14 protein-coding genes are annotated in these 14,843 nt (G+C 70.6%); 9 read left to right on the top strand and 5 right to left on the bottom strand.

Annotated elements, in window-relative coordinates; genetic code table 11:
• Nucleotides 1-6 precede the first annotated feature (6 nt).
• Together aceE and ACFYZE_RS01455 are read left to right on the top strand one after the other, a co-directional pair.
• Nucleotides 7-2,754: a pyruvate dehydrogenase (acetyl-transferring), homodimeric type gene (aceE, locus tag ACFYZE_RS01460; RefSeq protein WP_388986801.1), complete on the top strand. Its 2,748-nt coding sequence runs from the start codon at nt 7-9 to the stop codon at nt 2,752-2,754.
• 104 nt (nt 2,755-2,858) lie between these two features.
• Nucleotides 2,859-3,602: a potassium channel family protein gene (locus ACFYZE_RS01455; RefSeq protein WP_388986798.1), complete on the top strand. Its 744-nt coding sequence runs from the start codon at nt 2,859-2,861 to the stop codon at nt 3,600-3,602.
• A gap of 43 nt (nt 3,603-3,645) precedes the next feature.
• Here the strand turns inward: ACFYZE_RS01455 and ACFYZE_RS01450 are convergent, their stop codons facing one another.
• Nucleotides 3,646-3,945, bottom strand: coding sequence for a small hydrophobic protein (locus ACFYZE_RS01450; RefSeq protein ID WP_388986795.1), 300 nt, complete (start codon nt 3,943-3,945; stop codon nt 3,646-3,648).
• 192 nt (nt 3,946-4,137) lie between these two features.
• A complete protein-coding gene (locus tag ACFYZE_RS01445) occupies nt 4,138-5,754 on the bottom strand; it encodes an MFS transporter (RefSeq protein WP_388986791.1) in 1,617 nt (538 codons plus the stop codon).
• Nucleotides 5,755-5,866: 112 nt separating this feature from the next.
• Between ACFYZE_RS01445 and ACFYZE_RS01440 the strand changes: the two genes are divergently transcribed.
• From ACFYZE_RS01440 to ACFYZE_RS01430, 3 genes are all read left to right on the top strand, one after another.
• Nucleotides 5,867-6,508: a TetR family transcriptional regulator gene (locus ACFYZE_RS01440; RefSeq protein ID WP_388986788.1), complete on the top strand. Its 642-nt coding sequence runs from the start codon at nt 5,867-5,869 to the stop codon at nt 6,506-6,508.
• Nucleotides 6,509-6,766: 258 nt separating this feature from the next.
• Nucleotides 6,767-7,984, top strand: a complete 1,218-nt coding sequence (locus tag ACFYZE_RS01435) for an alpha/beta hydrolase (protein WP_388986785.1) — start codon at nt 6,767-6,769, stop codon at nt 7,982-7,984.
• A 65-nt stretch (nt 7,985-8,049) separates the two neighbouring features.
• Nucleotides 8,050-8,901, top strand: a complete 852-nt coding sequence (locus ACFYZE_RS01430; protein ID WP_388986783.1) for a DUF4429 domain-containing protein — start codon at nt 8,050-8,052, stop codon at nt 8,899-8,901.
• A 24-nt stretch (nt 8,902-8,925) separates the two neighbouring features.
• On the opposite strand, the gene ACFYZE_RS01425 is transcribed toward ACFYZE_RS01430, so the two are convergent.
• Together ACFYZE_RS01425 and ACFYZE_RS01420 are read right to left on the bottom strand one after the other, a co-directional pair.
• Nucleotides 8,926-9,942, bottom strand: coding sequence for an aldo/keto reductase (locus ACFYZE_RS01425; protein WP_388986780.1), 1,017 nt, complete (start codon nt 9,940-9,942; stop codon nt 8,926-8,928).
• Nucleotides 9,939-10,415, bottom strand: coding sequence for a MerR family transcriptional regulator (locus tag ACFYZE_RS01420; RefSeq protein WP_388986777.1), 477 nt, complete (start codon nt 10,413-10,415; stop codon nt 9,939-9,941). Before ACFYZE_RS01420 ends, ACFYZE_RS01425 begins: the two co-directional genes overlap by 4 nt.
• 96 nt (nt 10,416-10,511) lie before the next feature.
• Between ACFYZE_RS01420 and ACFYZE_RS01415 the strand changes: the two genes are divergently transcribed.
• Both ACFYZE_RS01415 and ACFYZE_RS01410 read left to right on the top strand, forming a co-directional pair.
• A complete protein-coding gene (locus ACFYZE_RS01415) occupies nt 10,512-10,991 on the top strand; it encodes a GNAT family N-acetyltransferase (protein ID WP_388986774.1) in 480 nt (159 codons plus the stop codon).
• 19 nt (nt 10,992-11,010) lie between these two features.
• Complete coding sequence (locus ACFYZE_RS01410) at nt 11,011-11,832, top strand: serine hydrolase domain-containing protein (RefSeq protein ID WP_388986771.1); 822 nt, start codon at nt 11,011-11,013, stop codon at nt 11,830-11,832.
• 55 nt (nt 11,833-11,887) lie between these two features.
• On the opposite strand, the gene ACFYZE_RS01405 is transcribed toward ACFYZE_RS01410, so the two are convergent.
• Nucleotides 11,888-12,547, bottom strand: a complete 660-nt coding sequence (locus ACFYZE_RS01405; RefSeq protein ID WP_388986768.1) for a pirin family protein — start codon at nt 12,545-12,547, stop codon at nt 11,888-11,890.
• An 81-nt stretch (nt 12,548-12,628) separates the two neighbouring features.
• Here ACFYZE_RS01405 and fasR point away from each other — a divergent pair, with 81 nt between their 5' ends.
• Entirely contained in the window at nt 12,629-13,834 is a 1,206-nt protein-coding gene (gene fasR / locus ACFYZE_RS01400) for a fatty acid biosynthesis transcriptional regulator FasR (RefSeq protein WP_103840153.1), read from the top strand.
• An 89-nt stretch (nt 13,835-13,923) separates the two neighbouring features.
• Entirely contained in the window at nt 13,924-14,838 is a 915-nt protein-coding gene (locus ACFYZE_RS01395; protein ID WP_388986764.1) for an ACP S-malonyltransferase, read from the top strand.
• Nucleotides 14,839-14,843 lie beyond the last annotated feature (5 nt).

The raw sequence follows: 14,843 nt of genomic DNA, 5'->3' as shown, positions 1-14,843 counted from the left end.
AACAGCGTGGCTTCCGGATCCGATCGCAATCCGATCATCATTGGCGGCCTTCCGAGTCAGGTTCCTGACTTCGACCCCGAAGAGACCCAGGAGTGGCTCGACTCCCTCGACGCCGCCGTGGACGAGCGCGGCCGGGAGCGGGCCCGCTACCTGATGCTCCGTCTGATCGAGCGGGCCCGTGAGCGACGCGTGGCCGTGCCCGAGATGCGCAGCACGGACTATGTCAACACCATCCCCACCAAGAGCGAACCGTTCTTCCCCGGCAACGAGGAGATCGAACGCAAGATCCTCAACGCCACCCGGTGGAACGCCGCCGTCATGGTCTCCCGCGCCCAGCGCCCCGGTATCGGCGTCGGCGGCCACATCGCCACCTTCGCCTCCTCCGCCTCGCTGTACGACGTGGGCTTCAACCACTTCTTCCGCGGCAAGGACGAGGGCGACGGCGGCGACCAGGTCTTCTTCCAGGGGCACGCCTCGCCGGGCATCTACGCCCGCGCGTACCTCCTGGACCGGCTCACCGAGCAGCACCTGGACGGGTTCCGCCAGGAGAAGTCCAAGGCGCCGTACGGCCTCTCCAGCTACCCGCACCCGCGCTCGATGCCGGACTTCTGGGAGTTCCCGACGGTCTCCATGGGCCTCGGCCCGATCGGCGCGATCTACCAGGCGCGGATGAACCGCTACATGGAGGCGCGCGGCATCGCCGACACCTCCAAGTCGCACGTGTGGGCTTTCCTGGGTGACGGCGAGATGGACGAGCCCGAGTCGCTCGGACAGCTGTCGATCGCCGCCCGCGAGGGCCTGGACAACCTGACCTTCGTCGTCAACTGCAACCTGCAGCGCCTGGACGGACCGGTGCGCGGCAACGGCAAGATCATCCAGGAGCTCGAGTCGGTCTTCCGGGGCGCCGGCTGGAACGTGATCAAGCTCATCTGGGACCGCACCTGGGACCCGCTGCTGGCCCAGGACCGGGACGGCGTGCTGGTCAACAGGATGAACACCACGCCGGACGGCCAGTTCCAGACGTACGCAACCGAGTCCGGCGCGTACATCCGCGAGCACTTCTTCGGCGACGACGTGCGGCTGCGTGCGATGGTCGAGAACATGACCGACGACCAGATCCTGCACCTGGGCCGTGGCGGTCACGACCACCGCAAGATCTACGCCGCCTTCTCCGCGGCCAAGGCCCACAAGGGCCAGCCGACGGTGATCCTGGCCAAGACGATCAAGGGCTGGACGCTGGGTCCGAACTTCGAGGGCCGCAACGCCACCCACCAGATGAAGAAGCTGACGGTCACCGACCTCAAGCACTTCCGGGACCGTCTGCACCTGCCGATCTCCGACAAGGAGCTGGAGTCCGGCCCGCCGCCGTACTACCACCCGGGCCGGGACTCGGAGGAGATCCAGTACATGCACGACCGGCGCAAGTCGCTCGGCGGGTACGTCCCGACGCGGGTCGTGCGGTCCAAGCCGCTGGCGCTGCCGGACGACAAGACGTACGCGACCGTGAAGAAGGGCTCCGGTCAGCAGTCGATCGCCACGACCATGGCGTTCGTACGCCTGCTGAAGGACCTCATGCGGGACAAGGAGCTCGGCAGGCGGTTCGTGCTGATCGCGCCCGACGAGTACCGCACCTTCGGCATGGACTCGTTCTTCCCGAGCGCGAAGATCTACAACCCGCTCGGCCAGCAGTACGAGGCCGTGGACCGGGACCTGCTGCTCGCGTACAAGGAGTCGCCGACCGGGCAGATGCTGCACGACGGCATCTCCGAGGCGGGCTGCACGGCGTCGCTGATCGCTGCGGGCTCGGCGTACGCCACGCACGGCGAGCCGCTCATCCCGGTGTACGTCTTCTACTCGATGTTCGGTTTCCAGCGCACGGGCGACCAGTTCTGGCAGATGGCCGACCAGCTGGCGCGCGGTTTCGTGCTCGGCGCGACCGCCGGCCGTACGACGCTGACCGGCGAGGGTCTGCAGCACGCGGACGGCCACTCGCAGCTGCTCGCCTCGACGAACCCGGCGTGCGTGGCGTACGACCCGGCGTTCGCCTTCGAGATCGCGTACATCGTGCAGGACGGTCTGCGCCGGATGTACGGCTCCTCGCCCGAGCACCCGCACGGCGAGGACGTCTTCTACTACCTCACCGTCTACAACGAGCCGATCCAGCACCCGGCCGAGCCGGCGAACGTGGACGTCGAGGGCATCCTCAAGGGCGTCTACCGCTTCAGCGAGGGCACGGCGGGCTCCGTCCCGGCGCAGATCATGGCCTCCGGTGTCGCCCTGCCCTGGGCGCTCGAGGCGCAGAAGATCCTCGCCGAGGAGTGGAACGTGAAGGCCGACGTCTGGTCGGCGACCTCCTGGAACGAGCTGCGGCGCGAGGCCGTGGCGTGCGAGGAGCACAACCTGCTGCACCCGGAGGAGGAGCAGCGCGTCCCGTACGTGACGCGGAAGCTCAGCGGTGCGGAGGGGCCGTTCGTGGCGGTGTCCGACTGGATGCGGTCCGTGCCGGACCAGATCGCGCGCTGGGTGCCGGGGACGTACCAGTCGCTGGGCGCGGACGGCTTCGGCTTCGCCGACACGCGCGGTGCGGCGCGCCGCTTCTTCCACATCGACGCGCAGTCCGTCGTGGTGGCGGTGCTCGCGGAGCTGGCGAAGGAGGGGAAGGTCGACCGCTCGGTGCTGAAGCAGGCGATCGACCGGTACCAGCTGCTGGATGTGACGGCGGCGGACCCGGGCGCGGCGGGCGGCGACGCGTGACGTCGCGCTGCGCTCGGCCTGAGCGCTAGCGCTCCAAGGGCGGCGGGGCCCGGCTCCCGCCGCCCTTCGTCGTCATATCTCTTTACGTTCTTTACGATGCGGGCATGAACGAGCAGTCGGCGCAGGGCCGTTGGGAGTACCACACCCAGCGCCCCCTGCTGGCGCTGGCGGTCCTGTTCGGCGTCGCGTACGCCGTGCCGATCGTGGAAAGCGGGGCGAGCGGGGCTCTGGCGAGCGCGTGCGCGGTGGTGGAGTGGGTGGTGTGGGCGGCGTTCGCCGCCGACTACCTGGTGCGGCTGGCGCTGTCCGGGCAGCGGAGTGAGTTCGTACGGACGCACTGGCTGGACCTGTGCGCGGTGATCCTGCCGATGCTGCAGCCGCTCAGGCTGCTGCGGATGGTGGCCACGCTGATACTCGTGGGGCGACGGGCACGGATGGCCTCGCAGATCCGGCTGACGACGTATGTCGGCGGAGCCGTGATCGGGCTGCTGATGTTCGGGTCGCTGGCCGTGCTGTCGGTGGAACGGGAGTCGCCGCGCGGGAACATCAGGACGCTGGGCGACGCGGTGTGGTGGTCGTTCACGACGATGACGACCGTGGGGTACGGGGATCATGCGCCGACCACCGGGCTGGGGCGGATGATCGCGGTCGGGCTGATGCTGTCGGGGATAGCCCTGCTGGGTGTGGTGACCGCCAACATCGCCGCGTGGTTCATCGCGCGGTTCGAGAAGGACGACGTGGAGGAGCGGCGGCAGACCGCGGCGATCGAGGCGCTGACGGAGGAGGTGCGGGCGCTTCGCGCCGAGGTCGCTTCGCTGGTGCGGGAGCGGGAGGGACAGCGAGGTTAGCCGCCGGTGTGCGAAACCCAGCACCGCCCGGCTACAGCCGGGCTCAGGAGAGCCACGGTGTCCCGCCCGCCAGCCACACGATCGCCAGGAGCGTGTCGATCGCTCCCAGGACCACGGCCACCAGGGCCGGCACCGAACGGCTTCCCGTCCAGGTGCGGCCCATGGCCAGCCAGCCGCAGATGACCGCGACCGGGCCAAGGATGATGCCGAGGGCGAAGAAGCCCGCGATCGCACAGATGACTCCCACGATCCCCAGCGTCGCGCTGTCCGGCCCGCTCCGGGACCACATCCGGCTCCGTGAGCGGGGGTACCTGCGCGTGCCGTGTCCGAAGCCCGCCATCATCAACTCCCTGACTCAGCCGTCGGTTCGGGCTGATGTGCGGGTACCCCCGTTTCGCGTTTCAGTCCTGCCGATGCGCTGCCCCCCTCCAGCAGCGCACCGCAGGACGTGACCCACTGTGACCCGCGGCGCACGCCCGGCGGGAGGGATCTTGAACGCCTTCACCCTGATGAGCGAACTTGTCCTCTGTCGGCGTCAGATGTGCGCGGCACCCGCTCCCGCCTCCGCGTTCTCCCCGCGCCTGGTGAGCAGCGCGACCAGCACGGCCACGGCCGCGACCCCGGCCGCGACGAGGGAGGCGAGGCTCATCCCGGAGATGAACGTGTCGTGCGCGACGGAGGTGATCTTCGCGGCGAACGCCTCCGGCGTGCCCTTCGGCACCGGGGCGACGCCGACCTGAACCGCCTCGGAGGCCTGGTCCAGCTGGGCCTGGCTCAGCGGCGGGAGCCCCGCGTCCTTCCAGTTGCCGGGCAGGTCGTGGTCCACCTTGGAGGCCATCACGGCGCCCAGCACCGCGGTACCCAGGCTGCCGCCGATCTGCATGGCGGCCTGCTGGAGACCGCCGGCCACGCCGGACAGCTCCATGGGCGCGTTGCCCACGATGACCTCGGTGGCGCCGACCATCACGGGGGCCAGGCCGAGGCCCAGGAGGGCGAACCACAGCGACATGGTGGCGCTCCCCGTGCCCGCCTTGAGCGTGGACATGCCGTACATGGCGACGGCGGTGGCGAGCATGCCGCCGGCGAGCGGGATGCGCGGGCCCAGCTTGGTGATCAGCGCCCCCGCGAGCGGTGAGCCCACGATCATCATGCCGGTGAGCGGCAGGAGGTGCAGACCGGCGCCGATCGGGCTCATCCCGTGCACGTTCTGCAGGTAGAAGGTGACGAAGAACAGGCCGCCCATGAAGGCGATCGCCATCAGGACCATCAGCACGACACCGGCGGACAGCGGCACCGAACGGAACAGCGACAGCGGGATCAGCGGCTCCTTCACCCTCGTCTCCCAGACGGAGAAGAGGGCGAAGCCCAGCGCGGACGCTCCGATGAACAGCCAGGTCTTCCCGTCGCCCCAGCCCCATGCCGGGGCCTTGATCAGTGCCCAGACCAGGCAGAACATGGCGCCGGACAGCAGCGCGATGCCGAGGACGTCGAAGGAGCGCGGCGCGTTCTCGGCGCGGTGGTCGGTCAGGATCAGCAGGCCCAGTACCAGGGCGAGGGCGCCGACCGGAACGTTGATGAAGAACACCGACTGCCAGTTGACGTGCTCGACGAGGACGCCGCCGAGGATCGGGCCGCCCGCGGTGGAGGCGCCGATGACCATGCCCCAGATGCCGATCGCCATGTTCAGCTTCTCGGCCGGGAACGTGGCCCGCAGCAGGCCGAGCGCGGCCGGCATCAGCAGCGCGCCGAACAGGCCCTGGAAGACGCGGAAGGTGACGACCGCGGCGATGCTGTGCGACAGGCCGATGGCGCCCGACGCGGCGGCGAAGCCGGTCACGCCGATGAGGAAGGTCTGCCGGTGACCGAAGCGGTCGCCGAGCTTGCCCGCCGTGATCAGCGAGACCGCGAGCGCGAGGAAGTAGCCGTTGGTGATCCACTGGACATCGGCGAAGCTGGCGCCCAGGTCCTTCTGGATGGCCGGGTTGGCGATGGCCACGATGGTGCCGTCCAGGGCCACCATCATGACGCCCACGGCAACGGTGATCAGGGTGAACCACGGGTGCCCGCGCAGCCCCCTGCCCGGCGCGGGGTCCGACGGGGCCGCCTGCGCCTTGTCCCCCGGCCCTGTCGTATCGATGGTCTGACTAGTCATGTGTTCGAGGCTAGTGACAGCCACTGACAATTGACAAACCAGTTCACAAGTCGGTAACTGTCACGCCGCTCCCGGATAGTGTGAACGGGACAGATGAACGGAATGAGGACCGATGGAAACGGCGCCGCGGCCGGGTCTGCGAGAGCGCAAGAAGCAGCGCACCCGGGACGCGCTGTTGCGTGCCGCCCTGGAGCTGTTCACCACCCGGGGGTACGAGGAGACGACCGTCGACGACATCGCCGAGGCCGTGGACGTCTCGCAGCGCACCTTCTTCCGGTACTTCGCCGGCAAGGAGGACGTCGTCTTCTTCGCCCAGTCCGTCGCGGAGGAGCACTTCGTCGACCTTCTGCGCGGACGGCCCCTCGACGAGGCCCCGTTGGAGGCGCTGCGGCAGGCGGTGCTGGAGGGCTGGGACGGCATCGGCGAGGCCATCGAGCGGATCGTCCCGGTGGAACTCCACATGCGCACCTACCGGTTGATCGAGTCGACACCCTCCCTGTTCGCCACCCATCTGCGCCGCTCGGCGGAGCTGGAGGAGGAGATCGCCCGGATCATCGCCGGGCGGGAGGGGCTCGACGTGGACACGGACCCGCGGCCGCGTGTCGCGGTGGCCGTGTTCGGCGGGGTGATCCGGGTCACGGAACGCCTGTGGTGCGCGGGCGGCGACACCAGCGTGGACGCGATCCGCGAGCTGACGGCCGCGTATCTCGACGCCCTCCGCCCGGCGTTGGCGGACAAGTGGCGCACGGAGTGAGGACGTACGCAGACCGCTGGAACTGATTGCGTGTCGGCCCCGTGGGCGTCAAGTGAATTCCCGGCGCATCCTGCGGCAGCAGCGGCCGGTCGGGTGACCCCTCCGTGACAGCGTGTGCCAAGTGATGTGCACCTCATCGACTTAGCGTGACGATCGAACGCAAGGGCTACCCGGTTTGCCCTAATTGGCATATGAGAAACGTGAGACGCGTCACTCGGTTAACGCGAGACCCTCCCGTTCTCCTAGTGTGTCCTCCCAGTGACTTCCTTCGACACCTCCCCGCAACTCAACGTCTGGCGCGCACTGCTCGCGCTGGCCGTGGTCTTCGTGATGCTCGCGACGACCGGCTGGACCGCCGTGCGCAGCCACCGTGGCGCGACGCCCCTCGAGGCGTCGCGTTCCGCGTGGGAGCACGGCACGATCGCCGGTCACCACCTGCCGGACCCCGGTGACTCCCCGGCCCACCTCGCCCGCTTCTTCTCCTCGATCGGCGCCCACCAGCGCTCCCGGCTCGCCCACCGTTACCCGCTCGCGGTCGGCAACATGAACGGGGCGCCGGTGGGCCTGCGCTACGAGGCCAACCGCATCGCCCTCGACCAGCAGCGGAGGGTCGAGCGCGCCCGGATGCACGACGACCGGCTGTCGTCGGTGGGCCAGCAGGAGGCGGGCCGCCTCATGCACCGCTTCGAGGCGCTGATGCAGAGGGGCCGGCAGATCCTCGCCTTCGACCCGGAGGGTTCGGGCCGCGTCGCGGAGGTCTTCGGCGACCTGGACTCCGCCCAGCGGGTCTCGGTCGTCGTGCCCGGCGTCGACACCGACCTGCTCACCTTCCAGCGCACCGTCCGCCAGTACTCTGCCCCGGTCGGCATGGCCCAGTCGCTGTACGCGGCGGAGCGTGCGGCGCGCCCCGGGACCCGTACGGCCGTGATCGCCTGGGCCGACTACACCTCGCCCGGCGGCCTCGGCATGGAGGCCGCGACCGCGATGCGCGCCGAGGTGGGCGCCGTCCGGCTGAACGCCCTGCTGCGCGCCCTGCCCGGCCGCTCTTCCGTCCAGCTGTACTGCCACAGCTACGGCTCGGTGCTGTGCGGGATCGCCGCGCGCACGCTGCCCGCACGGGTGTCCGACATAACGGTGGCGGGCAGCCCCGGCATGCGCACCGAGTCGGCCACCGGGCTGCACACCACGGCCCGGGTGTGGGCCATGCGGGACGCCGACGACTGGATCCGGGACGTGCCCTACCTGGAGGTCGGGGGCCTCGGCCACGGCGCCGACCCGGTCTCCCGCGGCTTCGGCGCGAGGGTGCTGTCCGCACAGGGGGCGGAGGGGCACGCCGGCTACTTCGCGCCGGGCACCGAGAGCCTGCGCAACTTCGCCGAGATCGGCGTCGGTGCGTACGACGCGGTGCACTGCGCACACGACGATGACGCGTGCCGGGCGGATCTGCCCGGCACCGCGCCGGTCGGACGCGCGTAGAAGACCAGGAAGTGCGGTCTGCTCGGGGAGCGACGGAGGAGCGCGTGCCGCATACGATGAGCCGCATGGGTGACGTACTGGCCGGATTTCATGCCGTCTGGGAGTTCGAGTCCGACTCCGTGCTCATCCGCTTCGAACGGGGGATCCGCACACCGAAGCTGTTCCAGGCGCTCGGGCAGCGCCGTATCCCCCTGGAGGCGATCGCGGGGGTCACACTGAGCCCGGGCAGGCGCGGGACCTTGGTCCTGCACGCGGTGCCGAGACCCGGCGCCGACCCGCTGATGGAGGCGGCGGACGGACAGCTCAAGGAGACCTCCGACCCCTACCGGCTGGTCCTGCCCGCCGACCGCGAGAGCCTCGCCCGGTCCTACGCGGACGAGCTGCGTGCCCGCATCGGGGCGGACGGCACCCCGGCCGAGCGGTTCCTGGTCGCGCCGCCCGAGGCGCCGCTGCAGTTCAAGGCATACGACGGGAAGGCGTCCTTCGACGGCAGGGCGGTGTCCTTCCGCTGGTTCTGGACGGGCGCGTCCTCGGCCAAGTGGAAGGCCGGCGACCAGAGTTTCCCGGTCACCGGCCTCAGCGGGGTGGAGTGGCGGTCGCCCGAGGCTTTCGACGGCTACCTGCGGTTGCTGCGCCGAGATGCGGACGGCCTGCCGCCGGCTCAGCCGGACCAGGACCCGGCGGCTGTGGTGTTCGGGCTCGGCTACGGCCCGGTGCACGAGTCGTTGCCGTTCGCCGCGGCCGTGCTGGCCGCTGCGCGGGCTGCGGGCACCGCCCCGGTCGCGGTGCCCGCCGCTCGTAGGGACCCGGCGGACATCGCCGAGCGGATTCGCCACCTCGGAGAGCTGCATGAGGCGGGGCTCGTCACGGACGAGGAGTTCTCCGTGAAGAAGGCGGAGTTGCTGGCGGAACTCTGAACGTCTGCCGGGTTCGGTGAGCGCCTACTCCCGCCCCACCGACGTGAAGCTCATGTCCGGGTAGCGGTCGCCTGCCACCTTGGACGCGATCGGCTCAAGCAGGGACAGCTCCTCGTCCGTCAGGACGATCCGCGTCGCCGTCAGGTTCTCCTCCACCCGTGAGCGCTTGGTCGTGCCCGGGATGGGGACCACCGCGAGGCCGTGCACCGCGGCCTGCTGCTGCACCCAGGCCAGCGCGATCTGCGCCGCCGAGGCGCCGTGGGCCTTGGCCACCGACCGGATCGGTTCGAGCAGCGCCCCGTTGGCGGCGGCGTTCTCGCCCGTGAAGCGGGGCATCGTACGGCGGAAGTCCTGGTCCGTGAGGTCCGTCTCCGCGTTCGAGAAGGAACCCGTGAGGAAGCCGCGGCCGAGCGGCGAGTACGGCACCAGGGCCACGCCCAGCTCCTTGGCGGCCGGTACCACGTGTGCCTCGATGTCCCGGCTGAACAGCGACCACTCCGACTGCACCGCGGCGATCGGGTGGACGGCCCGGGCCGCCCGGAGTTCGTCGGCAGTGACCTCGCTCAGCCCGAGGTGCTTGACCTTGCCCTCGCGCACCAGCTCCGCCATGGTGCCGACGGTCTCCTCGATCGGCACGTTCACGTCCCGGCGGTGCATGTAGTAGAGGTCGATCACGTCGACGTCCAGGCGCTTCAGGCTCGCCTCGACGCACTGGCGGATGTAGGGCGGGTCGTTGCGGACGATCCGCTTGAGCGGGTCGTCGGGCGAGGTGGAGATCGCGAACTTGGTGGCGATGACCACCTCCTCCCGGTGGGCCTTGAAGAACGGCGACAGGAACTTCTCGTTCTCCCCCGCGCCGTACATGTCCGCCGTGTCGTACAGGGTGACGCCGAGCTCCAGCGCCCGCTCCAGGGCGGCGCGCGACTCCTCGGCGTCCGCGGGGCCGTACGCGAAACTCATGCCCATGCAGCCGAGTCCCTGCACACCCACCTCGGGGCCGTCGTCGCCGAGCCGCACCTGCGAGATCCTGCTGTCCGTCATCGGGGCCTCTCCGACGCCAGGGCGCGCCCGGCGTCCGCGTAGAAATCGATCTTCCGGTTGAGCACCGCGAGCGTGTCCTGGAGCTCCGCGATCCGGGCGAGCACGTCCCGTCGGGTCGCCTCCAGGAGTTCGTACCGCTCGCCGTAGGTGTGGTCTCCGGCGCGCACGAGTTCCGCGTAGCGCACCATGTCGGCCACGGGCATGCCGGTGAGCCGGAGCTTGCCGACGAGGTCGAGCCAGTCCAGGTCGGCGTTGCAGTAGCGGCGCTGGCCGGTGTGCGAGCGGTCCACATGGGGCATCAGCCCGATCCGCTCGTACCAGCGCAGGGTGTGCGCCGTCAGACCGGTGAAGGCGACGACCTCGCTGATCGTGTAACTGTCCTGCCCGTCGGGGCGAGGGTGCCGCCCGGGCGGTACGCCGCAGATGTCGGTCCCGTTTTCGGCCGCCTCGGCCAAGGTCTCGATCACCGTCATGGCCTCCACGCTAGGGCCTTCGAGTGCACTCCAAGCAAGCGGAACGTAATGAAAATGGCGAGACCCCGACTACGGGCTGTGGCTAGCGTACGGGTCATGAGTCTCGTACGCCGGGCCGTGCCCGAGGACGCCGACGAAGTGCTGCGCCTGCGCCAGGTGATGATCGATTCGGTCTTCTCGTCCGACTCCTCGGTCTCCTCCACAAAGTGGCACGAGCAGTCCCTGCCGAGCCTGCGCGGCCGGCTCGCCGATCCGGACGGCGCCTTCGTGGCGTTCGTCGTGGACCATCCGGAGCGGCCGGGGGCGCTGGCGGCGCTGGTGGCCGGGACGATCGAGTACCGGATCGGGCGGGCCGGCAATCCGCACGGGCGGGTCGGACACGTCTTCAGCGTGGCCACCGATCCGGACGTGCGCCGCCGGGGCTATGCCCGCGCCTGCATGGAGGAGCTGCTGGGCTGGTTCCGGGAGCAGGGCGTCCCTCAGGTCGACCTGAACGCGTCGGCCGAGGCGGAGCCGCTGTACGCGTCGCTGGGCTTCGTGCGCAAGCCGGACCCCTCGATGCGGTTGCAGCTGTGAGCCGCATAGGCTCGGGGGCATGTCCCTGCAGAGCCTGGCCCTGATCGCCGACTGGCCCGTCCCCACCGCCGCCGTGGCGGTCGTCCGCGCGGACGGCACCGTCCTCGGTACACACGGTCCGGTCGACCACCGCTTCCCGCTGGCCTCGGTGACCAAGCCGCTGGCCGCGTACGCGGTGCTCGTCGCGTACGAGGAGGGGGCGATCGAGCTGGACGAGCCCGCCGGGCCGTCCGGGGCGACGGTGCGCCATCTGCTCGCGCACACGTCCGGGCTGGCGTTCGACGAGCACCGGGTGACATCGGCGCCCGGAGAGCGGCGGCTGTACTCGAACGCCGGGTTCGAGGTGCTGGGCGACCATGTGGCGAAGGCGACGGACATCCCGTTCGCCGAGTACGCCCGGCAGGCGGTCCTTGAACCGCTCGGCATGACGTCCACGACACTCGACGGCTCACCGGCGAAGGACGGCGTCTCCACGGTGGCGGACCTGGCGCGGTTCGCTGCGGAGGTGCAGGCGCCGCGACTGCTCGATGTGCGCACGGTGGCGGAGGCGATGACGGTGCAGTACCCCGGGACGAAGGGGGTGCTGCCCGGGTACGGGCACCAGAACCCGAACGACTGGGGGCTCGGGTTCGAGATCCGCGACTCGAAGTCGCCGCACTGGACCGGTTCTTCGTCCTCGCCGCGAACGTTCGGGCACTTCGGGCAGTCGGGCACGTTCCTGTGGGTCGATCCGGACGCGGGGGTGGCGTGCGTGGCGCTGACGGACCGCGCCTTCGGCCCGTGGGCGATCGAGGCGTGGACGCCGTTCACGGACGCGGTGCTGGCGGAGGTGCGGGGCTGACCGCTCGGGCGCGGCGCTCGGTCGCGAATCCCCAAGTGCATGCGGAGGCATCGCACTACCAGGGAGTCATTTCCCACACCAGCAGTTCCGCCCCCGTCACCGCCACCGCCTCCAGGTCCTTGACGTCCGCGATCCGCGCCGCGTCCCCCGGACCCAACTCCTCCCCGTCCAGCAGCACTTCGCCGCGCACCACGTGCACGTACAGGTGCGCCGCATCCGGGACCGCCGTCCGCTCCCCCGCGTTCAGGCGCCGTACATGCAGCATCGCGCCCGCCTCCGGGACCGCGTACGGGGTCGAGTCGGCGATTCCGTGGACCACCTCGTAGACCGGGTCGCCGCCCGGTTCACGGGGGGCCAGCCACATCTGGACGAAGACCAGCGGAGCCTCCCCGTCGTTGCGCTCCACGTGGCGGACGCCCGCCCCCGCGCTCAGGCGCTGGACGTCGCCGGGGCGGATCACCGAGGTGTGGCCCGTGGAGTCGCGGTGGGTCAGCTCGCCCTCCACCACCCATGTGACGATCTCCGTGTGGCTGTGCGGGTGCTCGTCGAAGCCGGCGCCCGGTGCGAGCCGCTCCTCGTTGCAGGCGATCACCGCGCCGAAGCGAAGGTTGTCCGGGTCGTAGTGCGGGCCGAAGCTGAAGGCGTGCAGGGACTCGATCCCGGCGGCAGGGTCCCCTCCGCGGTAGCGCTCGCCGGCGCGCCGTACGTCCATCACAGCCCCCACCGTAGCCCCGCACCTACCGCGCTCAGGGACCCCCGCCACACGGTCCCGTCCCGATAAGGCAGTCTTGTCCCCGTGCCCGAACCCGAAGCCCGCCTCACCGAGCCCGCAGCGCATTCCATCCATCCGCACGCCGCGACCCTGAAGCGGCTGGAGAAATCGTCCGGAAGCCTCGCCGCGCAGGCCATCGCGCGCATGGACGAGACGCTGCCGTGGTACCGGGCGATGCCTCCGGAGAACCGTTCCTGGATCGGGCTGGTGGCTCAGGCGGGCATCGCCGCGTTCACCGAGTGGTTCCGGCACCCGGATGCCCCGCAGGCCATCTCCACCGATGTGTTCGGGACCGCGCCGCGCGAGCTGACCAGGGCGATCACCTTGCGGCAGACCGTGGAGATGGTGCGGACCACCATCGAGGTCATGGAGTCCGCCATCGACGAGGTGGCCGCTCCCGGTGACGAGTCCGTGCTGCGCGAGGCGCTCCTCGTGTACGCGCGGGAGATCGCCTTCGCCACCGCGCAGGTCTACGCCCAGGCCGCCGAGGCCCGCGGCGCCTGGGACGCGCGCCTGGAGTCGCTGGTCGTCAACGCGGTGCTGAGCGGGGAGGCCGACGAGGGGGCCGTCAGCCGGGCCGCCGCACTTGGCTGGAACTCGCCTGAACATGTGTGCGTGGTGCTGGGTACTGCGCCCGACGGTGACAGCGAGTTGACGGTGGAGGCCATTCGACGGGCTGCCCGGCACGCCAAGCTGCAGGTGCTCACCGGGGTGCTCGGAGACCGGCTCGTGGTCATCGCCGGCGGCAGTGACAATCCGCTCGCCGTCGCCAAGTCGCTGATCGGGCCGTTCGCCGCCGGTCCGGTCGTCGCCGGGCCGATCGTGCCCGATCTGCTCGCCGCGACCCGGTCCGCGCAGGCCGCCGCCGCGGGCCTGAAGGCGTGTTCGGCCTGGCAGGACGCACCGCGCCCGGTCCTGGCGGACGATCTGCTGCCGGAGCGCGCGATCGCAGGCGATCCGAGTGCGCGCGAGCAACTGGTGGAGGAGATCTACAGACCGCTGGAGGAGGCGGGCTCCGCGCTCCTGGAGACGCTCAGCGTGTATCTGGAGCAGGCGTCCAGTCTCGAGGGCGCCGCACGCATGCTCTTCGTTCACCCGAACACCGTCCGCTACCGGCTCCGACGTGTGACTGACGTCACCGGTTGGTCGCCCTCTGATGTACGCTCCGCGTTCACGTTGCGGATCGCACTGATCCTGGGGCGTCTGGCCGAAGGTGATCCTCAGACCTAGTCTTTTGTCGGGGGCCCACAAAACCCCCTGCGGTTCTTCGTCCTTGTCCCCACGGGCGGCCCCGGCCGTCCCCAAGAGAGAGTGTGAGAGTGCTCGTACTCGTCGCTCCCGGCCAGGGCGCCCAGACGCCCGGCTTCCTGACCTCCTGGCTCGACCTCCCCGGCGCCGCCGACCGCGTCGGCGCCTGGTCGGAGGCCATCGGACTGGACCTCGTCCACTACGGCACGCAGGCCGACGCCGACGCCATCCGGGACACCGCCGTGGCCCAGCCCCTGCTGGTGGCCGCCGGACTGCTGTCCGCCGCGGCACTCGGTGCCGTGGTGCCCGGAGCCGTCGCCGGGCACAGCGTCGGCGAGATCACCGCAGCGGCCTTCGCGGGCGTCCTCGGCGACACCGCCGCGCTGACCCTCGTCCGCAAGCGGGGCCTGGCCATGGCGGACGCCGCCGCGATCACGCCCACCGGCATGTCGGCCCTGCTCGGCGGCGACCCCGAGACGACGATCCCGCACCTGGACAAGCTCGGCCTGACCCCGGCGAACGTGAACGGCGCCGGGCAGATCGTGGCCGCCGGCACCCTGGAGCAGCTCGCCGCCCTGGAGGCGGACAAGCCGGAGGGTGTGCGCCGGGTCGTTCCGCTGAAGGTGGCAGGCGCCTTCCACACCCACCACATGGCCCCCGCGGTCGACGCCCTCGCGCACGCGGCCGAGGCTTTGACGCCGGCCGACCCGCAGGTCACGTACGTCTCCAACAAGGACGGCCAGACCGTGGAGACCGGTGCCGAGGTGCTCAAGCGCCTGGTGGGCCAGGTCGCCAACCCGGTCCGCTGGGACCTGTGCATGGAGACCTTCGAGAAGCTGGGCGCGACCGCGCTGATCGAGGTGTGCCCCGGCGGCACCCTCACCGGCATCGCCAAGCGCGCGCTGCCGGGCGTCAAGACCCTCGCCCTGAAGACCCCCGACGACCTCGACGCGGCTCGCGAACTCATCGCCGAGTACAGCGCCTGATCAGG

Origin of the sequence: Streptomyces sp. NPDC001796, assembly GCF_042892355.1 — a bacterium.
Classification (GTDB): Bacteria; Actinomycetota; Actinomycetes; order Streptomycetales; family Streptomycetaceae; genus Streptomyces.
This window is presented reverse-complemented; position numbering and strand designations above follow the sequence as displayed.